The sequence below is a fragment of the Eubacterium sp. AF36-5BH genome, assembly GCF_003460505.1.
Lineage (GTDB): Bacteria > Bacillota > Clostridia > Lachnospirales > Lachnospiraceae > Eubacterium_G.
The window spans coordinates 43,582-63,329 of record NZ_QTVG01000004.1 but is presented as its reverse complement, the minus strand read 5'-3'; the positions used below and the strand labels follow the sequence as shown (position 1 = coordinate 63,329).

Sequence of the window (19,748 nt, the reverse complement as noted above, 5' to 3'; positions counted from 1 at the left end):
ATTTTATTTAATACCAACTATAAATATAAATATAAGTATAAATACAATTATATTTAGCTACACTGGTATTATTATAACATCTTTACAATTCTTACTCTACAATAAAGTCTATGTTTGCAAGGGTAATTTTGTCCCCAATTTCTATCGGTAACAGCTTATGAGGTTCTAATTTTTCTCCATTTAAAAATGTACCGTTAGTCGAGTTCAAATCTTCAATAAAGTAATCTCCTAACTCTTCTGTAATTCGTGCATGTACTCTGCTAATTACTGCACTATCAATACAGAAATCACTACTTGAACTGCTTTTTCCAATTATATAAGGATAGTTTGACGGCTTAATATTTATTGGTATTTCTGTCCCCACTGCTACAAGTTTTATGTCTTTAGATAGTAGTGGATTAATCAACACCATAGTCCTGTCTTCCTGAAACTGTTGACTGTTCTTTGTGCAAAAACTTTTTACGGAATTATCAAAGTAATCTCCTACACTTTTGTGTATTTCTTTCTTATAAGTTTCCTCCCCATAACCCTCAGCTTTATAAGTTCCAGTTTCTTCTGCAACAAAAGAAGCTTCCTCCTCTTCAAGATAATCAAAGAAATCTAAATCTTCTTCCGTTTTATATTTGTCTTTTCTTTTAAATATACCTGCTATGGATTTTAATATATTTCTCTTTTCATTTTCTTTTTCAGATTCTTTCTCATTTTGTTTTCTATTTTCTTTTTTGTCTTCCTTTTTGTTTTTCTTTCTTATGCTATATTTTTCCTTTGAATTCTCGTTTTTATTTTCTATATCAAGTTTTACTATATCTTCTGTTCTTATTTTTTCGCTATTGCTTTTTTCTTTCTTATATTCCTGTATATTTTCAAATGCACATCTAAGTAACTCCTGCAATGTGAAATCTGCATTTGTTGTCATTTGCTGAATTCCATAAGCAATAAGCACAGCTTCTTTATCATTATGATCTATGTATTCCAATAGTTTATCAAAAAGAGTTCTCAGATTTACCTGATAATCTTCTTTATTCTCAGAAACATAACAAAACTCATATTTTCCTTTTTGTCTGTTGAAAAATATTAAATCTGTGTCAAATATTATATTGTCTAATGTAAGTAAATATTCACTCATTCTCTCGGATAGCATTTTTATATCTTTTATAAATATGTAAAGTTCCTTACCTGACATTTGTTTTCTGGTAAACATGTTAGACATTTGTGTTTTAGACGAAATATCATAATATAACATGGTTTCATTATTTATTGACTCCACACTTATTTGAACTAATCCCTCAATATGATTGTTTAATACCATCTGAAGTTTATAATCATTCTTCTCTATTTTTATGTCTTTTATAATCATCGTGTTTCTATTTCCGTCTTTTATATAAGATATTTCCATACTATCACTTCCTTCCAAATCCATCTTCCATAGCTCTTATTGCGTATAAAAGCTCTCTATTCATCACTTTTTGAATTTTAATTTCATCTTTTGATTTCCGACTAATTATTTTATTTAAAAAATTAGCATTACTTTTACTTCCAAAATCAGCACTTACTTTTGTGCTAATCTTATCTTCGTCTTTAACTATTAAAGGGGTTATTACAAAGCACCCTCCATTACCATTTTGTTCACCGTCAATATAAGTTAGCGCTGTGCTTCTCACAGTCACCAAGTCGTGATAATAAAGAGAAACATAAACTAACGATGCTACAATTAATATTGTTATTGGTACAATTATTGATGCCTCAATTGTAATTTGTCCTTTTAAAGTTTTCCTGACCATTTTCCTGTACAATGTTTTTATCATACACCTTCCTTTTCTATGCCTTGCATAAATAAAACAGAATATTTCCACAAAATATAAATGGTACAAACGGGATATTTGTTTTCAAACTCATCTTACCGATAGAAACACCTATTATCGAAAAAATCGCACTAATAATAAATGCAATCATCATTACGTTTAAGACAACCTTCAATTCAACCATTGCCGTTAAGGTTAAAATTATCAAAATATCTCCTACACCTACTGCTTCCTTTGTTACTAACGCAATAATATATAATAATGTACACACAATAATGCCGATTATAATATTTTCTAATTTCAAATTATTGGTTACCGCTTTCATTACTATGGCTAAAAAATAATTTAGCAAGCAGAACCATACATAAATTTCTTTTGTTTTATAATCTGCAATTGCACATACAAGTAAAAACACTACACTCCATATTTCATACATTTTATTCTCCTAATACATATATCTAATACTGTCTTCATAAAAAGCCCATAATATTTTGCTACAAATTGCCATATATAACCTTGTATTATTTTCCTGAACATCTACTACAAGGTGGCATATTTTTAACCTTACTCTTTTCTACTGTGATAATATTTCTCAAAAGTCCGCTACACATTAAACTATTATGGTATTTATTTCCATCTTCAGTAATAAACACCTCTGATCCTAATGTGCCTTTTTTATTTACACATATAGAACATCTACTGTACGCCTGCCCGTAACAGTTTCTTTTAATTTTTAATTCTATAACGCCAATCTTGCTTATTTTCAGAGACAGATGTGTACATTCTTTAGTAACATGATAGACTTTTCCGTTTTTTGTAATATAAACAAGTTCCTGTTCCTTTGTTAAATCATAACCTGTCCAATCCTTTAAATAGCACCGTTGAGTTAAAACTATAGGCTTATTAATGTACGGAATTCTAACGATATACGGAAAAACAATATCTATTACTCCTTCTTCTGAAGTTTTTTTCTCTATCTCGCCACTTTGTTTAAGGCTTTGCACTCCACTTTCTAACAGTCCTAAATCCTCACTATACTTCTTACTTTTTTCTGTACATTGTTTATAGTAATTTAGTTTTGATAACGCAATTCCCATATTATTTATTTGTTTTTGATTATGTAACTGTTTGTTAAGAACTGTTATGTAACTTATCACCGAAAGAATTGCCAACATAAAAATTGTTATAACAATAGCAGCTTCCAAAGTAATGCTTCCTTTGGAGGTAAATAAATATACCCTTTTTCCCTGGGACACATTTATTTTTTTTATTTTTTCTTTATATTTTTTTGGCTTCTGTACTTGGAGAGAATCACATCCTAATTTTATTTTTTTATGTTTTTCACTATGTACAACAGGTGGGAAAAAGGGCATATTTATTCACCTCCTCACATTCTTTCATCTGTACTAATATTCTAACTGACTTTCTATGCTAAAATTATATGAGCCTATATTTCCATTTAATCCATTAATTACCCATGGCATTGCAACAAACAATGGTTCCGACTCATATTGAGCCTCAACATCCAATGATGTTACACATTTCTTCATGTCAAATTGTTGATTATAGTTCTTTCTAACATTTAACTGAATCAAATCCATGATTCTGTATGCTGTTGTCTCTATGCTGTTTTTCATTATTAATATCATGCAGAATTGTTTATAATCTATTGCTGCTTTGTTTTTAGATTCACTACTGCCACTTGCTAATAGATTTTTCAAACTGGTTTTCCAATTGTTAGCATTTTTCATTAGGTCTATTTTCTTACCCTTTAATAAAGTTTTTACGTCATTAATTGCCTCTGCTAAAGCCCAGCCTTCTAACAGTACACCTTTAATAACCGGTTCCAAAAAAGGCAGACCTATTGCTGTTGCAGCCGAAGCTGCTGTTGTTTCAATTAAAGCCATTTTTTCTTTGTCAGTTACTAAATACGCTAAAGTAACAACGTTCCTCACAGCAACAATCTGTTCCACAGTAGATGCCAAATTACTTCTATCGCTATCTTTTCCAGCAACAATATATTCAAGCTCATAACTTATTTCCCTGTTCTTTATAAGATTTGTGAAATTTCCAAACTTCATCGCACCATAAAGTACAAGTGCAGCTTTTGTTTTAACGTTGTCTAAACTATTCTCACCTTTATTGTCAATAGTCGAGGGCAAGTCTTTTAACTCTACAGTAGTTGGCGAAATTTTATCTGTTTCATCTATAACTAAAGATAAAATCCCCTTTTCTATCAAGCCTTTTGCACTCTCATAAATACCTTTGTTTTTCTTATCCTCTTCACTTATTTCATTTATTTGCAATGAACTAATTTTGCTTTCTATATCCTTGGCAATCGTCTCCCACTGCTCCTTTGAATTCTCAGGTAATCTGTTAATTTCCTCTGTTAATTGCTTTTCTATAGACTTCAATATATTTAAATTATCATCCATAAAATCCTTCATACTATTCTGATTGTCTTTATTTTGACCATCTTTGTTTAATTCACTTAAAAATTCCTTCTTGTCCTTTTGATATAGTTTAATATCTTCTTCTATGGACATTATTTTCTCTAAAAACATTTCTCTCTTTTTCTTTGTTTTTAGTTTCTTTTGAATATCTGCATCTTTCAGATTCTTTATTTCATCACAGATTTTTTCAACATTTTCCTGGATTTCTTTGCTTTTTGAATCATCTATAATCTCATCTACATCCCCGAGATTATACTCACCACTCCCAACACCGCCATTACTATTACTATCAGCGCTATCATTCTTGCCATTACTATTACTATCAGTGCTATCATTCTTGCCGTTATTATTGCCAGTGCCGTTTATTTTATTGCTGTTACTATTGCTGTTATTGCCACTAATATTACTATTGCTATGGTCATCACTTTTGTTTGCGGATATGTTTATAACTTTATCTATTGCTTCTGTAGCTACTGCATACTTCATGTAATTAGAAACTTCCCTGACAAATTCTTCTCCACCGTTACTCCACACATATTTCTTTTCTTTTGCTTTTATATTCTTAAGTCTTGTCATTAAAAGATTCGAGCCCTTATGTTCCACATCACCCAATTCGATGTTCGCCTGAATATATTTTTTTAAGTTCTCATTTACTGATTCGTTTTCCCAAAACATTAGTACACCATAGTCTTCATATACCTGTCTTGCATAGCCTGCCAAAACAGAATCCGTTGCTAAGTATGTAAAAGTCTTACACTCACTTTGCACCATATTCATTCTTGCCGATTCTATTATTATGCTAATAAGCAATAATACTGTAACAAATATTAAGCTAAGATATATTGTAATGCTTGCTTTTTTTGTTTTATTAATCCTCATATTCTAAAAGTTTTCAATCTGTTCATTAATTGATTCATATACGCCATTGGCAACACCACTAATCTGTTCTTTAAATACCAATGCTAAGCCTACCAAAACTAAAATAATCAATACAATTTCAATTACTCCCATTCCACTTTCGTCATTAACATTTTTCTTTATTTTATTTATAAAATTCATAACCACACTCTTCATTCGCTATTTCCTCCTACTATAATATTTATTGCCCCTCCTTTTAGTCGTGGGTATTTCATCGATACATTCCTAAAAATAAACTTTGTTCATTTTATTTTCTGCTTCATATTTGTTTCCTAAATCAGTTTGTTATCCAAGTTAATTTGTTATATAAATTGCCTTGCTGTTTGAATTACTTTTTTTCATAAAATCTTTCTGCTAAATGTTAATGGACAATAGTGCGGGTACCATTATTATTGCAATGGTTATAATCAGCATTAACACCATTGGGCCTAATAATTTTGTCGAAACCTGTCCACCATTTTTTAGCAGATTGTTTTTTCTTTCATTCATTGCATCCTTTAATTCACTCTTTAGCACCAGCGTTAATTCTTTTGTTCCTCGCTTAAGATTCTGTTCAATTAAACCTGCCAGTTTTATATAACAATGAATGTTGCATCTGTTACCATATTCACTTATTGCCACAGTTTCAGGAACACCACTCTTCATCTTCACTGAGCACATCGAAAGTTCCTCAAATGCATACCTGAATGCTTTACTATTCTTTTTCTTTTCCACGTTATACTCTGCGACCATTCTCTCTATTGCCGACTTAATTGATAGTCCTGCTCCGTAATAAAGCAAAATCTTACTTACTATTTCCGGATAGTCATTTAGTAACTGCCTGTTTCGTTTTTCTACTTCTTTTTTTAAATCTTTATCCTTCAGAAAGAACAATGTAATTCCTACTATAATTCCTATTATTGGTATATATTTTCCTACTGTGTCCTTTGTTTCTCTGTAAGTCACTTTTTTCCCATTTATTTGTTGCGGCAGTTTGACCTGATTACTATATTTGTCATTTTCATCCACATATTCCTGCACATAATTTCCTTTTGATTTTTTGTCACTGCTTGGGTATACATTCACTCCAAAACTATAATCTATGGTTTTCTTTTTAAATGTCATAGTCGCCGTAAGTGTTACAACTTCTCCCTGTTTTTTCACATTAGAAGAAATCTCTCCGTTGTAATTTATTATGTTTTTATCACTGATTTTCCAGTATACATTAACTTTTTCTTTTCCTATTTCAGAAACCAAATTCAGTTTACTGTTTACTTTGTTCTGACTTTTATTCTTACCTAAAACTTCTTTTAAAAGGACTTTCTTGTTTTTTTCCAACACCTTCTGTTTTTCACTCTCTGTATACTGCTTTTTTGCAACATTTAACTTAACCGTCTCTTCTCCAACATCATCTATAATTCTCACATTATAATTATTTGAACTTTTTACACTTCGCTCTACTTTACTAATTTGCCTGTCTGTTTTAGATTCAGAATATAAAACTGCAATTGAAACTCCAAGCGTTAGCCAGATAACTCCAACTACAATACAAACTTTTTCTACATAATAAAAATATTGCTCTTTTATTATATGCTCCTTAACAGTAATTTTCTTTAAGTCATTATTAACCCCTGTATTTTGAAAAATCTTTTTGGGTAACCTATCCACAATGAGCATGCCAACTCCATATAAGCCCCATAATTTATGTTTTTTCTTACTTAACTTCCTCTTATATCTGTGTCTATAAGGAATTGTAAATACAATAAACGCACTCAAAACAAGAAACACCACAATAATAAATTTTGTCATTTCACCTATTCCTCCATAATGCTGTCCACAATTCTTTCGCCCCATATATATGCTAATAAATATAGAATTAAACATATTGTCATAACAATTTTGCCTACTATACTTTCATACATTATCTTTAAAAATTCAGGAGAACTTACAGAAATGTATATAATTATAAATCCTGGAATCAGTGTCATTACCTTTTGCTCTAATCTTTTTTCTGTTATTGATGTATTAATTTCCTCTCTGACATTTTCCTTCATTACAATATCATCTGTTACATTTTTGATTATTTCAGGCATATTGCCGCCGGTTCTTTTCGCCACACTAAAAATTTGCGAGAACAAAATAGCATTTTTTAGTTCCATTCTCTCTGCCATGTCTTTTAACACTTTTTCTGTTGATATATTTAATTTTAGCTGTGATATTGCTATCTCCAACTCTTTGCACACAAAACATTCTTTTCCGTATATGTTCTTTAAATCTTTATAACTTGATTTAATGGCATTCTCTACTGAGTAGCCTGTTTTTAATCCATCAGAAATTGCTATTAGCATGTCTTTAAACTGCAGCTCTCCGTAAGCAATTTTCTTGTTTATAAGACTTTTCTTTCTTTGCTTGTAAATTGCTACTGTAAATGGGATTAAGAGTATTCCAAATGCATAATTTCCATAAAATAATTTTCCAATAACAAAAACTATTAACTGTATTGCTGCAATATTTATTATGATTTCATTTTTAGATAATTTCATTTTTGTCCCTTCTTTATACACTTAGCCCATAGCTTTGTAACTTAAATATGTTTTTCAATGTTCCTACTTTTTTCAATTTGCCATTTTCCATACAATATAGCTTATTTAAAATAATATGATTGTCCTTAAATTCCTGAATTTCATTAATCTCTATAACTTTCCTTGTCTTATCTGGCATTCGTGCCAAATGAACCATAATATCAATACCTGCTGCTAACTGTGACCTTATAGCATTTAGTGGTATATCTGCCCCCATTAAAACCATAGTTTCTAATCTGGCGAGCATGTCTTTTGGAGAATTCCCATGTCCTGTGCTCATCGAGCCGTCGTGACCCGTATTTAAACTTTGGACCATGTCAAGAGCTTCTGCGCCTCTAACCTCCCCAACAATAATTCTGTCAGGTCGCATTCGAAGAGACGTTTTTATTAAATCTCTTATAGTAATTTCATTTTCTCCCTGACTGTTAGCCTGTCTTGCCTCCAGACGAACAATATTATCCACACTCTTTAACTGCAATTCTGCAGAATCTTCTATGGTTACAACTCTTTGGTCATTAGGGATAAAATTAGACAACACATTTAAAAATGTTGTCTTCCCTGAGCCTGTCCCACCACTTACAAAAATGTTGTATCCTGCAACAACCAATTTTTCCAACAAGTCGCTTACTTCTCTGGTAAGAGTCCCCCATTTAATTAACTGATTAATGGTAATTTTTTCTTTAGCAAATTTTCTAATAGTTATAACAGCGCCATCTAAAGCAACTGGTGGCAAAACCACGTTCACTCTGGAGCCGTCCTCCAATCTTGTGTCAACAATTGGATTAGACTCATTTACTCTTCTATTTGTTTTTGCAACTATCTGTTGAATTATGTCCTGAAGTCTTTCCTCTGACTCTATGGAATCATCATAAGGTATGATTCTACCCGCTTTTTCAATAAAAATATGATTCCTACCGTTTATCATAATTTCCGTCACTTCATCCATCTCCAGCAAATCTTCAAGTATCCCCAGCCCCTTTATGGAATTAAAAACTTCTTTATGAATTTTTATTCTTTCTTTAATAGTCAAATATTTTTCTTTTAATTCCTCTTCCATAATACGGTCAATTATTTCGTGAAGTTCCTTCTCCTGAGGTTCCCTGGTCATATCAATAGTTGAGATAACTTTCTCTCTTATGGTTTCTTTACTAATTTTTTCACCTATTGCCCCCACCTCCTACTACCTGTCTTGAGTAATCTCCCAAATTACTCCACAACTGTCTTTCTAAGAAATTGTCATCCTCTATGTCAACTAAATCTATAGGTGGCGTAACCTGCTCAATTTTATCTATCAACTCTAAAGCTTCGCTACGTAGCAAAAACTCTTCAAACTCCCCAACTTTCATCTTGTACATATAACTGTTTTCCATAGGAACATAGATTTTATCGCAAAATTCAATTAACGAAGTTATATCTTCCACTACATTTCCAATATCAATTACAATATTTTCATACATACCTGTAGCCATTATGGTTTCCAGCAATTCTATCCACTTTGTTGTTTCCATAGTTCTCAAGTCCCTTGAATATTTAAGTGGTGGCACATAATCTAATGTATTAACTGTATTTACGATAGCTTTCAGCTTAATGGCAACTGTATCTTTATTTTGTTTAAAATAATACATTAAATCGGACAAATCACCCTGATAATTTTGATGGTAGATTTTATCGAATGCCGTAAACTCATCCATGTTTATGTATAGGGTACTTCCGCTTTCAGCCAACACCTGCCCCACAGTAAAAGCAAAAACAGTTTGTTCAGGCTTCTTTATAGGGGAATAAACTCCAACAATCTTTGTTCCATTTCTTTTCACTATTGAACCTGTTTTACTTATATTCAGCTCGGCAAAATAATCCAAAATTTTTCTAATGATATTTTCAGATGATTGGAATTTATAAATATAAGAATAATCCTTGAACTGCTGACAATCATCTTCCACTAAAAATATTATTTTACTTACATCTTCAAGTTCCAAATATTCATCATATAAATTGTAATCCACCAATAGAATATCAATATGGTTGTCCTGTAAATATTCTTCCAGTGCCTCTTTATTTGTAAAAGCCGTTGCCTTAAATGGCATGTTTTGTTTTTGATTAATGTATTTCATTAAACTATTTGCATATACTTCATCTAAATCATAAATTGCCAAAGTTGCCGTCATCTTTCTTTTCCCCTTTCTTCTTAATTCTAATTTTTACCATCTGGTACTTCATAATTTTCTTCAACACCAGCCTGCATTTTTTGTCTCAGGTAATGCTGTTTTCACATTATAAACACCTTTCTCCCACTTTGTCTATACCCTTTTTGTGATTTTATATATATTTTAAAGAATGTGTGTTTTTTTCATTTTTTGTGCACTTGACACATAAATATATAGTGGTATACTTCTATGTAGTATTCATAACTAGATGTTATGGTTATAATACATATTTTTATTTTTTTCGTGTCATTATACTAATAATGATGTTTTATTTTTTCAAAGCAGAACAATTATATGGAGGAAAATATATGAGTAAAAGAACTAAATTATCAGACAGAACATTGCCTACCTACTCAAAGGGCGAAGAGATTTTCAATATGGTTTCTCACATTGTAGGCGGAGCTCTCGGTATTGCAGCACTTGTACTTTGTGTTATTACAGCTGCCAAAGCAGGTAGTGTCATCGGAGTTGTTTCCAGTTGTATTTATGGAGTAACCCTCATTACTTTATATACAATGTCCAGTGTTTATCATGGTTTACGACCGGGTATGGCCAAAAAAGTAATGCAGGTTTTAGACCATTGCACCATTTATTTTCTAATTGCCGGCAGCTATACACCGATTTTATTAGTTGCTATGCGACCTAAATATCCTGCACTTGCTTGGGTTTTATTTGGAATTGTTTGGGGCTGCGCAATTATTGCTTGTGCACTTACAGCCATTGATTTAAAGAAATACAGTGTTTTCTCCATGATTTGCTACCTTGCAATGGGCTGGACAATTATATTTTTCATAAAGCAGACTTACGAAGTCATGTCGCTGGGAGGAGTAATTTTCCTTGTTGCCGGAGGTGTTGCCTACACTGTAGGCTCTATCCTTTACGGACTTGGCAAAACTAAAAAATGGATGCATTCTATTTTCCATATATTCATTCTTGCAGGCAGCATTTTGCATTTCTTTGCAATTATTCTTTATGCTCTATAACCTTATAATTTTCGATAAACTTATAAGTCTTCAAACTTTTCTATAAAAGTTTAACGATCTAAAAAGATAAAATCTGGAAGAGTGTTATTTCTTCCAGATTTTTTTGTGTAATAAAATTTTTATTTGCACAAAAATGAAAATAATTACACATTTTCGAAAATAAAATAGGGTAATTTCTTTCCATTTTGCTCTTTTCCAACAATATCTTTCTAATAATATATTCTTCTATTTTACGATTTTTCAATAATATCTTCTTCTGTTTTGCCTTCTTCTGTACATTTCATTTAACAGCAAAACCATAATTATATCTTTAAGCCACTGATCATCCGGATATTTAATACAGTTTTCTCCGTCGCCACACTGTTCTTCCTCTTCCTTAACCCGCCTGAATATGTTGTTTACCATTTGCAAAACACCTAATTTATCGGGATATTCATCAAACATTAGACTTCCTGCAAACTCCTGTTTGTCACACTCTCTTTCGACCCAATCCTGAATTGTCATAAAAGCTATCGGGTACATTTCCTTAACATAATCAATATCTCTGTCTGACATTTGATTCCATTGTCCATAATAAAATCCATTTATTGCATTTCCCTGAACGTAAAAAGGTATATATTTATAGTCCATAATCAATCCTAATAGTTTATCATTTTATACTATTCAGATTTCAATTATTTGTTACTACAAATATATACCTTTTACTTTTATTTTTACAATTATAAATCAACTAAATTATAATTTATACCGCACCCTAGTTACAGGTTTACCGCATAAAATATAAAACTTCTACAACTTTATTTTTATTTCCTTTCCTGACTTTTCATATGATGTGTATTTAACTCCCGCTGCTTCCATCATTCTTTTAGAAGCTTTCACAGATGAAGTGTCACCATATTTGTCGTCTCCGTAAATAACTTCCTTTATGCCACATTGAATAATCGCCTTGGCACATTCATTGCAAGGGAATAAAGTTACATATATTTTTGCCCCTTCTAAACTACCGCCGCGATAATTTAATATTGCATTTAGTTCGCTATGAGTTGTATAAAAATATTTGTTGTCATAAGGATCGTCGCTTTCCCTATTCCAAGGAAATTCATCGTCACTACAGCCAATTGGAAGTCCGTTATATCCCATTGACAAAATCTTGTTATCTTCACTTACAATACAGGCTCCCACCTGAGTATTTGGATCCTTTGAGCGCAACGCAGCTAACGATGCCACGCCCATAAAATATTCGTTCCATGAAATATAGTCTTTTCTTTTGTTACTCATTGTCTCGTCCTCCAATCATGTTTTGCCCTCATATTTAAAATCCTTCTTATATTAAAAATGAAGAAATCCTTCTCCTTAAGAAAAGTCTTTCTTCATTTCTAGTTACTATTTTGTTCCGAAAATTCTGTCTCCTGCATCGCCAAGACCTGGAACAATATATTTGTGTTCGTTTAATTTTTCGTCTTTTGCACCAATGTAAACATCTACGTCCGGATGAGCCTTTTCAAAAGCTTCAATTCCTTCAGGTGCTGCAATAATACACATAAGTCTAATGTTCTTAACGCCCTTGTCCTTTAACATCTGGATTGCTGCAATAGCTGAACCACCTGTTGCAAGCATTGGATCTACCACAAAAACTTCTCTCTTATCGCAATCTTCAGGAAGCTTGCAATAATACTCGTGAGGTTCTGCTGTTACTGGATCCCTGTAAAGACCAATATGTCCAACCTTTGCTGATGGAATAAGTGCAAGCATACCATCAACCATACCTAAACCAGCTCTAAGAATTGGAACGATTGCAAGTTTCTTTCCACCTAACTGCTTAATTATTGTTTTACAAATAGGTGTTTCAATTTCTACATCTTCAAGCTCTAAATCTCTTGTTGCTTCATAAGTAATAAGCATTGCAATTTCGCTTATTAACTGTCTGAAATCCTTTGTTCCTGTAGTTGTCTGTCTGATAATTCCAATCTTGTGCTGAATCAATGGATGATCCATTATCATTATCTTTGCCATGTTTCTTCCTCCGTACATATTATATCTTATTATGTTTTAACTTATTCGCTAACTTTATAATCACTTCATCAACCGTTTCATAAAGTTTCGCATAATCAGCAAGTTCCCCACCATCCGGGTTAGTTATACTTCCTTGCTCATTAATATACTCTTTAAGTGTATAGACATTCACTGCTTCAGCAAAGTCATCATAAATGCCCTGCTTCTTTGTTTCGTCTAATACAAGTACCAATACATCTTTTCCAAAATCTTCACCTGTTAATTGGACTGAACTTCTGTCAATTTCAATCCCCTTTGACGCTGCAATGGCAACGGTCTTTGGGTTCATAGGTTCCGGAAATAACACTGCTAGTCCCTTAGACTCAATAGTAGCTCTCTCCTGTGGTAAATAATGCTTAAGTAGAGCTGCCGCCAATGGTCCTAACGAAGTGTCTGTATCAGTTACAAATATTACTTTTGAATATTCTAACATTTTTCCTCCGAACTGCTACACATCCATTATGTTATAACCAGCTGCCTTTGTAAGCCTGTTCATAATAGCCCATCCAATGTTGTCCTCTGAAAAAGCTTCCCCAAAAATGAATTCAGTTCCCTCTTTGTCAAAATCGCGAAGCGCTTTAAACAACATGTTTGCTATTGTTTCCGGCTTGTCCAAATCGCCCAGAGATACTACCTTAATGTTCTCATTTATTTTTCCCTGGTACAATCCTAAATGCTGGTTAGCTGTTATTATTCCTGTCTTCTTTCCTTCTTCAGCTTTTGCATTAGCTGAATCAATTATGTGCTGAGCAACTTTATTCGCATCACCTTTAAAAATACGAAAATCTGCTGCCGGTGCATAATGTCTGTATTTCATACCCGGAGCTTTTGGTTTCAAACCTTCTACCGGTTTCTTCAAAATGGCCTGATCTATCTCAAGGTTGCTAACAACCTTCTTTGCCATTTCGTATGTTATAAATCCTGGTCGTAAAACAAGAGGTGGATCTACTGTTACATCTATAATTGTAGACTCCAATCCCATTCCTACCATGCCACCATCAATAATCATATCAATGCGACCGTCCAAATCATCGATTACATGCTCACCAAGTGTTGGACTTGGCTTACCTGATAAGTTGGCACTTGGTGCCGCAATGCTTGTTCCGGCTTCTTTAATTAATCTGCTTGCAATAGGATGATTTGGAAATCTGATAGCCACAGTATCCAAGCCACCTGTTGTTCCTTTTGGAACAATATCGCTTTTCTCAAAAATTAAAGTAAGTGGTCCCGGCCAAAAAGCATCCATTAATTTTTCTGCCACCGGTGGTATTTTCTTTACCAATGGTTTCAGCATTTCTATGTCACAAATATGTGCAATTAATGGGTTGTCTGATGGGCGTCCTTTCGCAGCATAAACCTTCATAGCTGCCTGGGCGTCAAGTGCATTTGCACCCAATCCATAAACCGTTTCTGTTGGAAATGCAACAAGGCCTCCATCTCGAATAATCTGCCCTGCTTCCTTTAATGCTTCCCCATCTATATTGTCTTTATCAATGTTAATTATCTTCGTGTTCATTTCTCGCCTCACCTGACCTATATCCGTTTTATTTTATCATAATTACATCTAAAATACAACGTTAGACGCCTTTATCTTTTCACCAGGAATCGCCATTTATCGCTGCATATTAAAGTATGTAGAAATACCTTCACTCAAGATTTCTGCCAGCTCTTTTTGATATGTTTCATTTGTCAATTTTGTTGCCTCATCGCTATTGCTTAAAAAACCACACTCTACAATTATTCCCGGACATTTTGAATTTATTAAAATATAGTAACTGTCATTTGGCTTTGCCTTTTTTTCTTTATCATTTACCTTTTCATTTAGGATTTTCTGCAAAGTTTCACCTAGCAGCTTGCTTTGCTCTGACCTTTGAAAATAAAAACTTTGTGCTCCATGAACTGAAGTCTGCGTAAAGCTGTTTTGGTGAATACTAACCATAATACATTTATTATTTTCTTCATAGGCGTTGTTTATTATTTCACAGCGTTTATTTAAATCGCTTATTTTAGAAAACTTATCTCCATCCCCCAAAACAACATCTTCGCTTCTGGTTAGTACAACCTTATACCCCTGTTCATTTAGTACCTGAAAAAGTTTCTTACTAATAGCCAAATTCACATCTTTTTCTTTCTCTTTATTTACACCAATTTTTCCCGGATCATCTCCACCATGCCCCGGATCAATTACAACAGTTTTTCCATTAAATTTTTTTGTGGTTACTACTTCGCCTTTTTCTTTTGTCGGCTCTTTCACTACTTTTTCCATGTTACAGGCAATTGCAGTTACGGAAACAAGCAGAATAATCGCCATGAAAATTTCCATTTTTTTATAACTTTTTACTGATATCATGTTTTACCAATAGAGCAGTTCCTATTTTTGTAAATTATATGTTTTTGAAACATCAAAAATTCGTGTTACACTTATTGTATAAAAAAAGAAGCTATACTGATATCACAATACAACTCCGTTAAAATTTTTTTTATATTATCGATTAATTTATTAACGAATTTAATAATTTTAAATCGTTTTCCGGCACATCAATTGGTTTAAAACCATCCTCTAACAGTTCCGTCTCAACCTCATTAAACAAATCATTACTAACATCTGGACGTGAAGTAGTTTTCAATGCATCATTGATTCATCTTTCTTACCACCTTCAAGCTATTACTTAATGCAGCAAATTCTTCTAAAGTCAACTTTTCTCCGCGGATGTTTTCTTCTTTGCCAATTGCTTTAATTGCCTGAACTATTTCTTCCTTTGTGTAGTCCAATTCGGAAGAATTTTTCAAACCATTTACTAACGTTTTTCTTCTCTGATTGAAGCTTGCTCTAATTACTTTAAACATTAATGTTTCGTCAACATCAACCACTGGCTTTTCATGAGCAGTTAATTTGATTACTGCAGAATCCACATTAGGTCTTGGCATAAAACATGACGCTGATACATTTAACTGCACCTTAGCATCTGCGTAATACTGAACCGCAAGAGATAAAGCACCATAATCTTTTGAACCGGGACCTGTCTGCATTCTGTCGGCAACTTCCTTTTGTACCATAATGGTAATACTTTCAATAGGAACCTTGCTTTCAAACAAGCCCATAATAATTGGTGTTGTAATATAATATGGCAAATTAGCTACAACCTTAATTGGCTTTCCATTGTTCTTTTCCTGTGCAAGAGCTTTAATATCCAGTTTTAAAACATCCTGATTAATCACTTCTACATTATCATATTCAGACAATGTATCTTTTAAAATTGGAATAAGCATTTTATCAATTTCAACAGCCACTACCTGACGCGCTGCCTCACATAAATACTGTGTCATTGTTCCTATTCCAGGTCCAATTTCAAGGACGAAATCATCCTTTGTAATATCAGCCGCACTTACAATGCTCTCTAATATATTAGAATCAATTAAAAAGTTTTGTCCAAATTTTTTTTGAAAAGCAAAACTGTATTTATTAATAATTTCTTTAGTTGCACTAGGCGAACCTAAATATGCCATATAATACCTCACTAATTACTTCTATAATTAATATAAAATTAATTTAAAACTTTAATTTGCTTTAATTCACTAATCAAATTTATATTTGATTTTGTACAATTCCGTATAACTTCTTTGCATTTTCGCTTGTTATATCAATTACCTCGTCGGAACTTATACCTTTAATTTCAGCAATTTTACTTACAACATAAGGGAGATTAAAGGAATCATTTCTCTTACCTCTGTTTGGAACAGGTGCAAGATATGGACAATCTGTTTCTATAACCATTCTGTCCATAGGCATATACTCCACAACTTCCTGAAGTTTTTTTGCATTATTAAAAGTAACAACGCCGCCAATTCCAAGATAAAATCCCATATCTAAAAACTGCTTTGCCATTTCTTTAGTATATGAGAAACAATGAATAACTCCGCCAATTTCATCTGCCTTATTTGACTTCATTACATCATATGTATCTTTTGCAGCATCTCTACTGTGAATAATAATTGGAAGTTCTGCTTTTCTTGCAATGTCCATCTGTCTTTCAAAAGCTGCAATCTGCTGCTCCCTATTGTCATTCCAATGATAATCCAATCCAATTTCACCAACAGCTACAATCTTCGGTTTATACACGCTCTTAGCTAACCAATTATAATCATCGTCAGTTAGCTCAGCCACTTCGTCAGGATGTACTCCCAACGCTCCGTATACATATGGAAATCTTCTAATTAAACCTATTGTGCTTTTACATGATGCCATTGAAGCTCCAACATTAACAATATACTCAACTCCTCTGTTTCTCATTCTCTCTAAAAGTTGCTCTCTGTCGTCATCAAAAGCCTCGTCATCATAGTGAGCATGTGTATCAAAAATCATTTTATTTCCTCCTGATGCTAAAGCACTATTGCTTTAATGGGTTCAGGGACAAAGCCCCGAACCTACATATAACTTTAGCAGATTTCACTTCCTGCTACAATATCCTTATCAACTGTTACAACAGAAAGATTTCCTTCATCATCTCCTGCTGCAAGAATCATACCCTGTGATTCAACACCACAAAGTTTACATGGTTTTAAGTTAGTAATAACAGCCACTTTCTTTCCAACCATTTCTTCAGGCTTATAGTATTTTGCAATACCGGAAACAATCTGTCTTGTTTCTGCGCCAATCTTAATCTGTGAAACTAAAAGTTTCTTTGCCTTCTTAACAGGCTCGCACTTAATAACTTCACCAACCTGAATCTGGATTTTGTCAAAGTCATCAATTGTAATTTCAGGCTTCTTTTCAACTTCAGGATATTTTTCTCCCTGAACTTCTGCCTTCTGTGCTTCCTCGATTTCCTTAACTTTTTCCATTACTTCCTTCTGGTCCATTCTGGCAAAAAGAATTTCAGGCTTTTCTACAACCTTGTTTCCTGACTGGTATTTACCAAATTCAGTCATATCATCAAAAGCTCTTGGTGCACCGTTAATCTGTGCCAAAATCTTTGCTGATGTTTCAGGCATAAATGGCTCAAGTAAGCTTGCACCAATATTAATTGCTTCAATTAAATTGTAAAGAACTGTTGCAAGTCTGTCCTGCTGTGCTTCGTCCTTTGCCAAAGCCCAAGGCATTGTTTCATCAATATATTTGTTGCTTCTCTTAAATAATGCAAAAATTTCTGTAATTGCATCTGCAACACGTAATTTATCCATTTTTTCTGCTGCTTTAACAGGCGCTTCTAATACAACTTTCTTAAAGTCTACATCAACGTCACCTTCTACACCCTTGTTTTCAACAACGCCACCAAAATATTTATTTGACATTGAAATTGTTCTGTTTACAAGGTTTCCTAATGTATTTGCAAGGTCTGAGTTCATTCTCTCAACCATTAAATCCCATGTAATAGTTCCATCATTTTCAAATGGCATTTCATGAAGTACAAAGTATCTAACTGCATCTACGCCAAAAATACTTGCTAAATCATCAGCATAAATCACATTACCCTTTGACTTACTCATCTTACCATCACCCTGTAATAACCAAGGATGTCCAAATACCTGCTTTGGAAGTGGAAGATCAAGTGCCATAAGCATAATTGGCCAATAAATTGTATGGAATCTTAAAATATCTTTTCCAATTAAATGAAGGTCTGCAGGCCAATATTTTTCAAACATTGGATCACTGTTTCCATCAAGGTCAAATCCTAATCCTGTAATATAGTTTGATAATGCGTCAATCCATACATAAACTACGTGGTCAGGATCAAAGTCTACAGGAATTCCCCATTTGAATGATGTTCTTGAAACGCATAAATCCTGAAGTCCCGGAAGAAGGAAGTTGTTCATCATTTCATTCTTTCTTGATTCAGGCTGTATAAATTCAGGATGTGTGTTAATGTGTTCAATTAATCTGTCTGCATATTTGCTCATTCTAAAGAAGTAAGCCTCTTCCTTTGCCGGAGTTACTTCTCTACCACAATCAGGACATTTTCCATCAACTAACTGTGATTCTGTAAAAAATGATTCACAAGGTGTACAGTACATACCTTCATAGTAACCCTTGTAAATATCACCCTGGTCATATAATTTCTTAAAAATCTTCTGAACCTGTTTTTCATGGTCAGGATCAGTTGTTCTAATAAATCTGTCGTATGATGTGTTCATCTGATCCCAGATTTCTTTAATAACACCTGCTGTTTTGTCAACAAATTCCTTTGGTGTTACTCCTGCTTCTGCTGCCTTTATTTCGATTTTCTGTCCATGTTCATCTGTTCCTGTCTGGAATCTTACGTCATATCCCTGCTGTCTTTTAAAACGTACAATACTGTCTGCCAAAATTGCTTCATAAGTATTTCCAATATGTGGCTTACCTGATGTGTAAGCAATTGCTGTTGTTAAATAATATGTTTTGCTCATTTTACTTCTCCTTCTACTATTTTTCTGAAATCCCATTTCATTTCTACACTCTCTACAGTCTAACTGTGAAATTTATCTAATAGAATTTCCTTTTATATGAAAAAAATCCCTCCCGTCTTCTTGTAAAGACGAGAGGGTTGACTTCGTGGTACCACTTTACTTTATCTGAAATTTCATTATCTATTCATAATCAATCATCAAAATATCTTCAATGAAATATGTTAAACTTTCAGACCTCATTAACACTATAACGGGTGTAACCGTTGACGGCTCATATACTATACTCACCTTCACCGCTCCAGGGCCATCTTCAACTTTCACTCCACTGTTCCTTTTCACCAACCAGAACTCTCTGTTAGCTTTGTTAGAGTCTACTCTTCCTTTCAACGCG

20 protein-coding genes and 1 other annotated feature (1 of these 21 running past the window's edge) are annotated in these 19,748 nt (G+C 33.2%); of the genes, 1 reads left to right on the top strand and 19 read right to left on the bottom strand.

The features are described 5' to 3' along the window. Positions 1-91 precede the first annotated feature (91 nt). From DW006_RS04745 to DW006_RS04700, 10 genes are all read right to left on the bottom strand, one after another. Positions 92-1,396: a DUF6382 domain-containing protein gene (locus DW006_RS04745; protein WP_158561072.1), complete on the bottom strand. Its 1,305-nt coding sequence runs from the start codon at positions 1,394-1,396 to the stop codon at positions 92-94. 4 nt (positions 1,397-1,400) lie between these two features. Next, a complete protein-coding gene (locus DW006_RS04740) occupies positions 1,401-1,805 on the bottom strand; it encodes a pilus assembly protein (protein ID WP_117999275.1) in 405 nt (134 codons plus the stop codon). Between the two features lie 13 nt (positions 1,806-1,818). Continuing rightward, positions 1,819-2,238 carry a prepilin peptidase gene (locus DW006_RS04735; protein WP_117999274.1) on the bottom strand — a complete coding sequence of 140 codons (420 nt, stop codon included), beginning with the start codon at positions 2,236-2,238 and terminating at the stop codon, positions 1,819-1,821. Positions 2,239-2,323: 85 nt separating this feature from the next. Next, positions 2,324-3,007 (bottom strand): hypothetical protein, encoded by a 684-nt coding sequence (locus DW006_RS04730; protein ID WP_147337636.1) that lies wholly within the window; start codon positions 3,005-3,007, stop codon positions 2,324-2,326. A gap of 201 nt (positions 3,008-3,208) precedes the next feature. Beyond that, positions 3,209-5,134 carry a DUF5702 domain-containing protein gene (locus DW006_RS04725; protein WP_117999272.1) on the bottom strand — a complete coding sequence of 642 codons (1,926 nt, stop codon included), beginning with the start codon at positions 5,132-5,134 and terminating at the stop codon, positions 3,209-3,211. A 3-nt stretch (positions 5,135-5,137) separates the two neighbouring features. Further along, on the bottom strand, positions 5,138-5,329 hold the full coding sequence (locus DW006_RS04720; protein ID WP_243002582.1) for a Flp1 family type IVb pilin: 192 nt from the start codon (positions 5,327-5,329) through the stop codon (positions 5,138-5,140). A gap of 198 nt (positions 5,330-5,527) precedes the next feature. Next, positions 5,528-6,961, bottom strand: coding sequence for an immunoglobulin-like domain-containing protein (locus DW006_RS04715; protein ID WP_117999271.1), 1,434 nt, complete (start codon positions 6,959-6,961; stop codon positions 5,528-5,530). A gap of 5 nt (positions 6,962-6,966) precedes the next feature. After that, positions 6,967-7,695, bottom strand: a complete 729-nt coding sequence (locus DW006_RS04710; protein ID WP_117999270.1) for a hypothetical protein — start codon at positions 7,693-7,695, stop codon at positions 6,967-6,969. Positions 7,696-7,708: 13 nt separating this feature from the next. After that, entirely contained in the window at positions 7,709-8,908 is a 1,200-nt protein-coding gene (locus DW006_RS04705; protein ID WP_347475063.1) for a CpaF family protein, read from the bottom strand. Next, on the bottom strand, positions 8,892-9,899 hold the full coding sequence (locus tag DW006_RS04700; RefSeq protein WP_117999269.1) for a hypothetical protein: 1,008 nt from the start codon (positions 9,897-9,899) through the stop codon (positions 8,892-8,894). Before DW006_RS04700 ends, DW006_RS04705 begins: the two co-directional genes overlap by 17 nt. A 347-nt stretch (positions 9,900-10,246) precedes the next feature. Here DW006_RS04700 and DW006_RS04695 point away from each other — a divergent pair, with 347 nt between their 5' ends. Next, positions 10,247-10,921 (top strand): hemolysin III family protein, encoded by a 675-nt coding sequence (locus DW006_RS04695; RefSeq protein ID WP_117999268.1) that lies wholly within the window; start codon positions 10,247-10,249, stop codon positions 10,919-10,921. A 240-nt stretch (positions 10,922-11,161) separates the two neighbouring features. On the opposite strand, the gene DW006_RS04685 is transcribed toward DW006_RS04695, so the two are convergent. The 9 genes from DW006_RS04685 to metG form a co-directional block, all read right to left on the bottom strand. Further along, positions 11,162-11,551, bottom strand: coding sequence for a hypothetical protein (locus DW006_RS04685; protein WP_117999266.1), 390 nt, complete (start codon positions 11,549-11,551; stop codon positions 11,162-11,164). Positions 11,552-11,710: 159 nt separating this feature from the next. Next, a complete protein-coding gene (locus DW006_RS04680) occupies positions 11,711-12,199 on the bottom strand; it encodes a dCMP deaminase family protein (protein ID WP_117999265.1) in 489 nt (162 codons plus the stop codon). Between the two features lie 105 nt (positions 12,200-12,304). Beyond that, positions 12,305-12,934 (bottom strand): uracil phosphoribosyltransferase, encoded by a 630-nt coding sequence (gene upp / locus DW006_RS04675; protein WP_117999264.1) that lies wholly within the window; start codon positions 12,932-12,934, stop codon positions 12,305-12,307. Positions 12,935-12,953: 19 nt separating this feature from the next. Continuing rightward, positions 12,954-13,406, bottom strand: coding sequence for a hypothetical protein (locus tag DW006_RS04670; protein WP_117999263.1), 453 nt, complete (start codon positions 13,404-13,406; stop codon positions 12,954-12,956). A gap of 15 nt (positions 13,407-13,421) precedes the next feature. Beyond that, on the bottom strand, positions 13,422-14,489 hold the full coding sequence (locus tag DW006_RS04665; protein ID WP_022165960.1) for an L-threonylcarbamoyladenylate synthase: 1,068 nt from the start codon (positions 14,487-14,489) through the stop codon (positions 13,422-13,424). A gap of 96 nt (positions 14,490-14,585) precedes the next feature. Then, positions 14,586-15,284, bottom strand: a complete 699-nt coding sequence (locus DW006_RS04660; RefSeq protein ID WP_158561071.1) for an N-acetylmuramoyl-L-alanine amidase — start codon at positions 15,282-15,284, stop codon at positions 14,586-14,588. 320 nt (positions 15,285-15,604) lie between these two features. Continuing rightward, positions 15,605-16,480 (bottom strand): 16S rRNA (adenine(1518)-N(6)/adenine(1519)-N(6))-dimethyltransferase RsmA, encoded by an 876-nt coding sequence (gene rsmA, locus DW006_RS04655; RefSeq protein ID WP_117999261.1) that lies wholly within the window; start codon positions 16,478-16,480, stop codon positions 15,605-15,607. Between the two features lie 79 nt (positions 16,481-16,559). Continuing rightward, positions 16,560-17,336: a TatD family hydrolase gene (locus DW006_RS04650; protein WP_022165963.1), complete on the bottom strand. Its 777-nt coding sequence runs from the start codon at positions 17,334-17,336 to the stop codon at positions 16,560-16,562. Positions 17,337-17,410: 74 nt separating this feature from the next. After that, entirely contained in the window at positions 17,411-19,393 is a 1,983-nt protein-coding gene (gene metG / locus DW006_RS04645) for a methionine--tRNA ligase (RefSeq protein ID WP_117999260.1), read from the bottom strand. A gap of 85 nt (positions 19,394-19,478) precedes the next feature. Next, positions 19,479-19,748: a binding site (T-box leader), on the bottom strand (it continues 5 nt past the right edge of the window).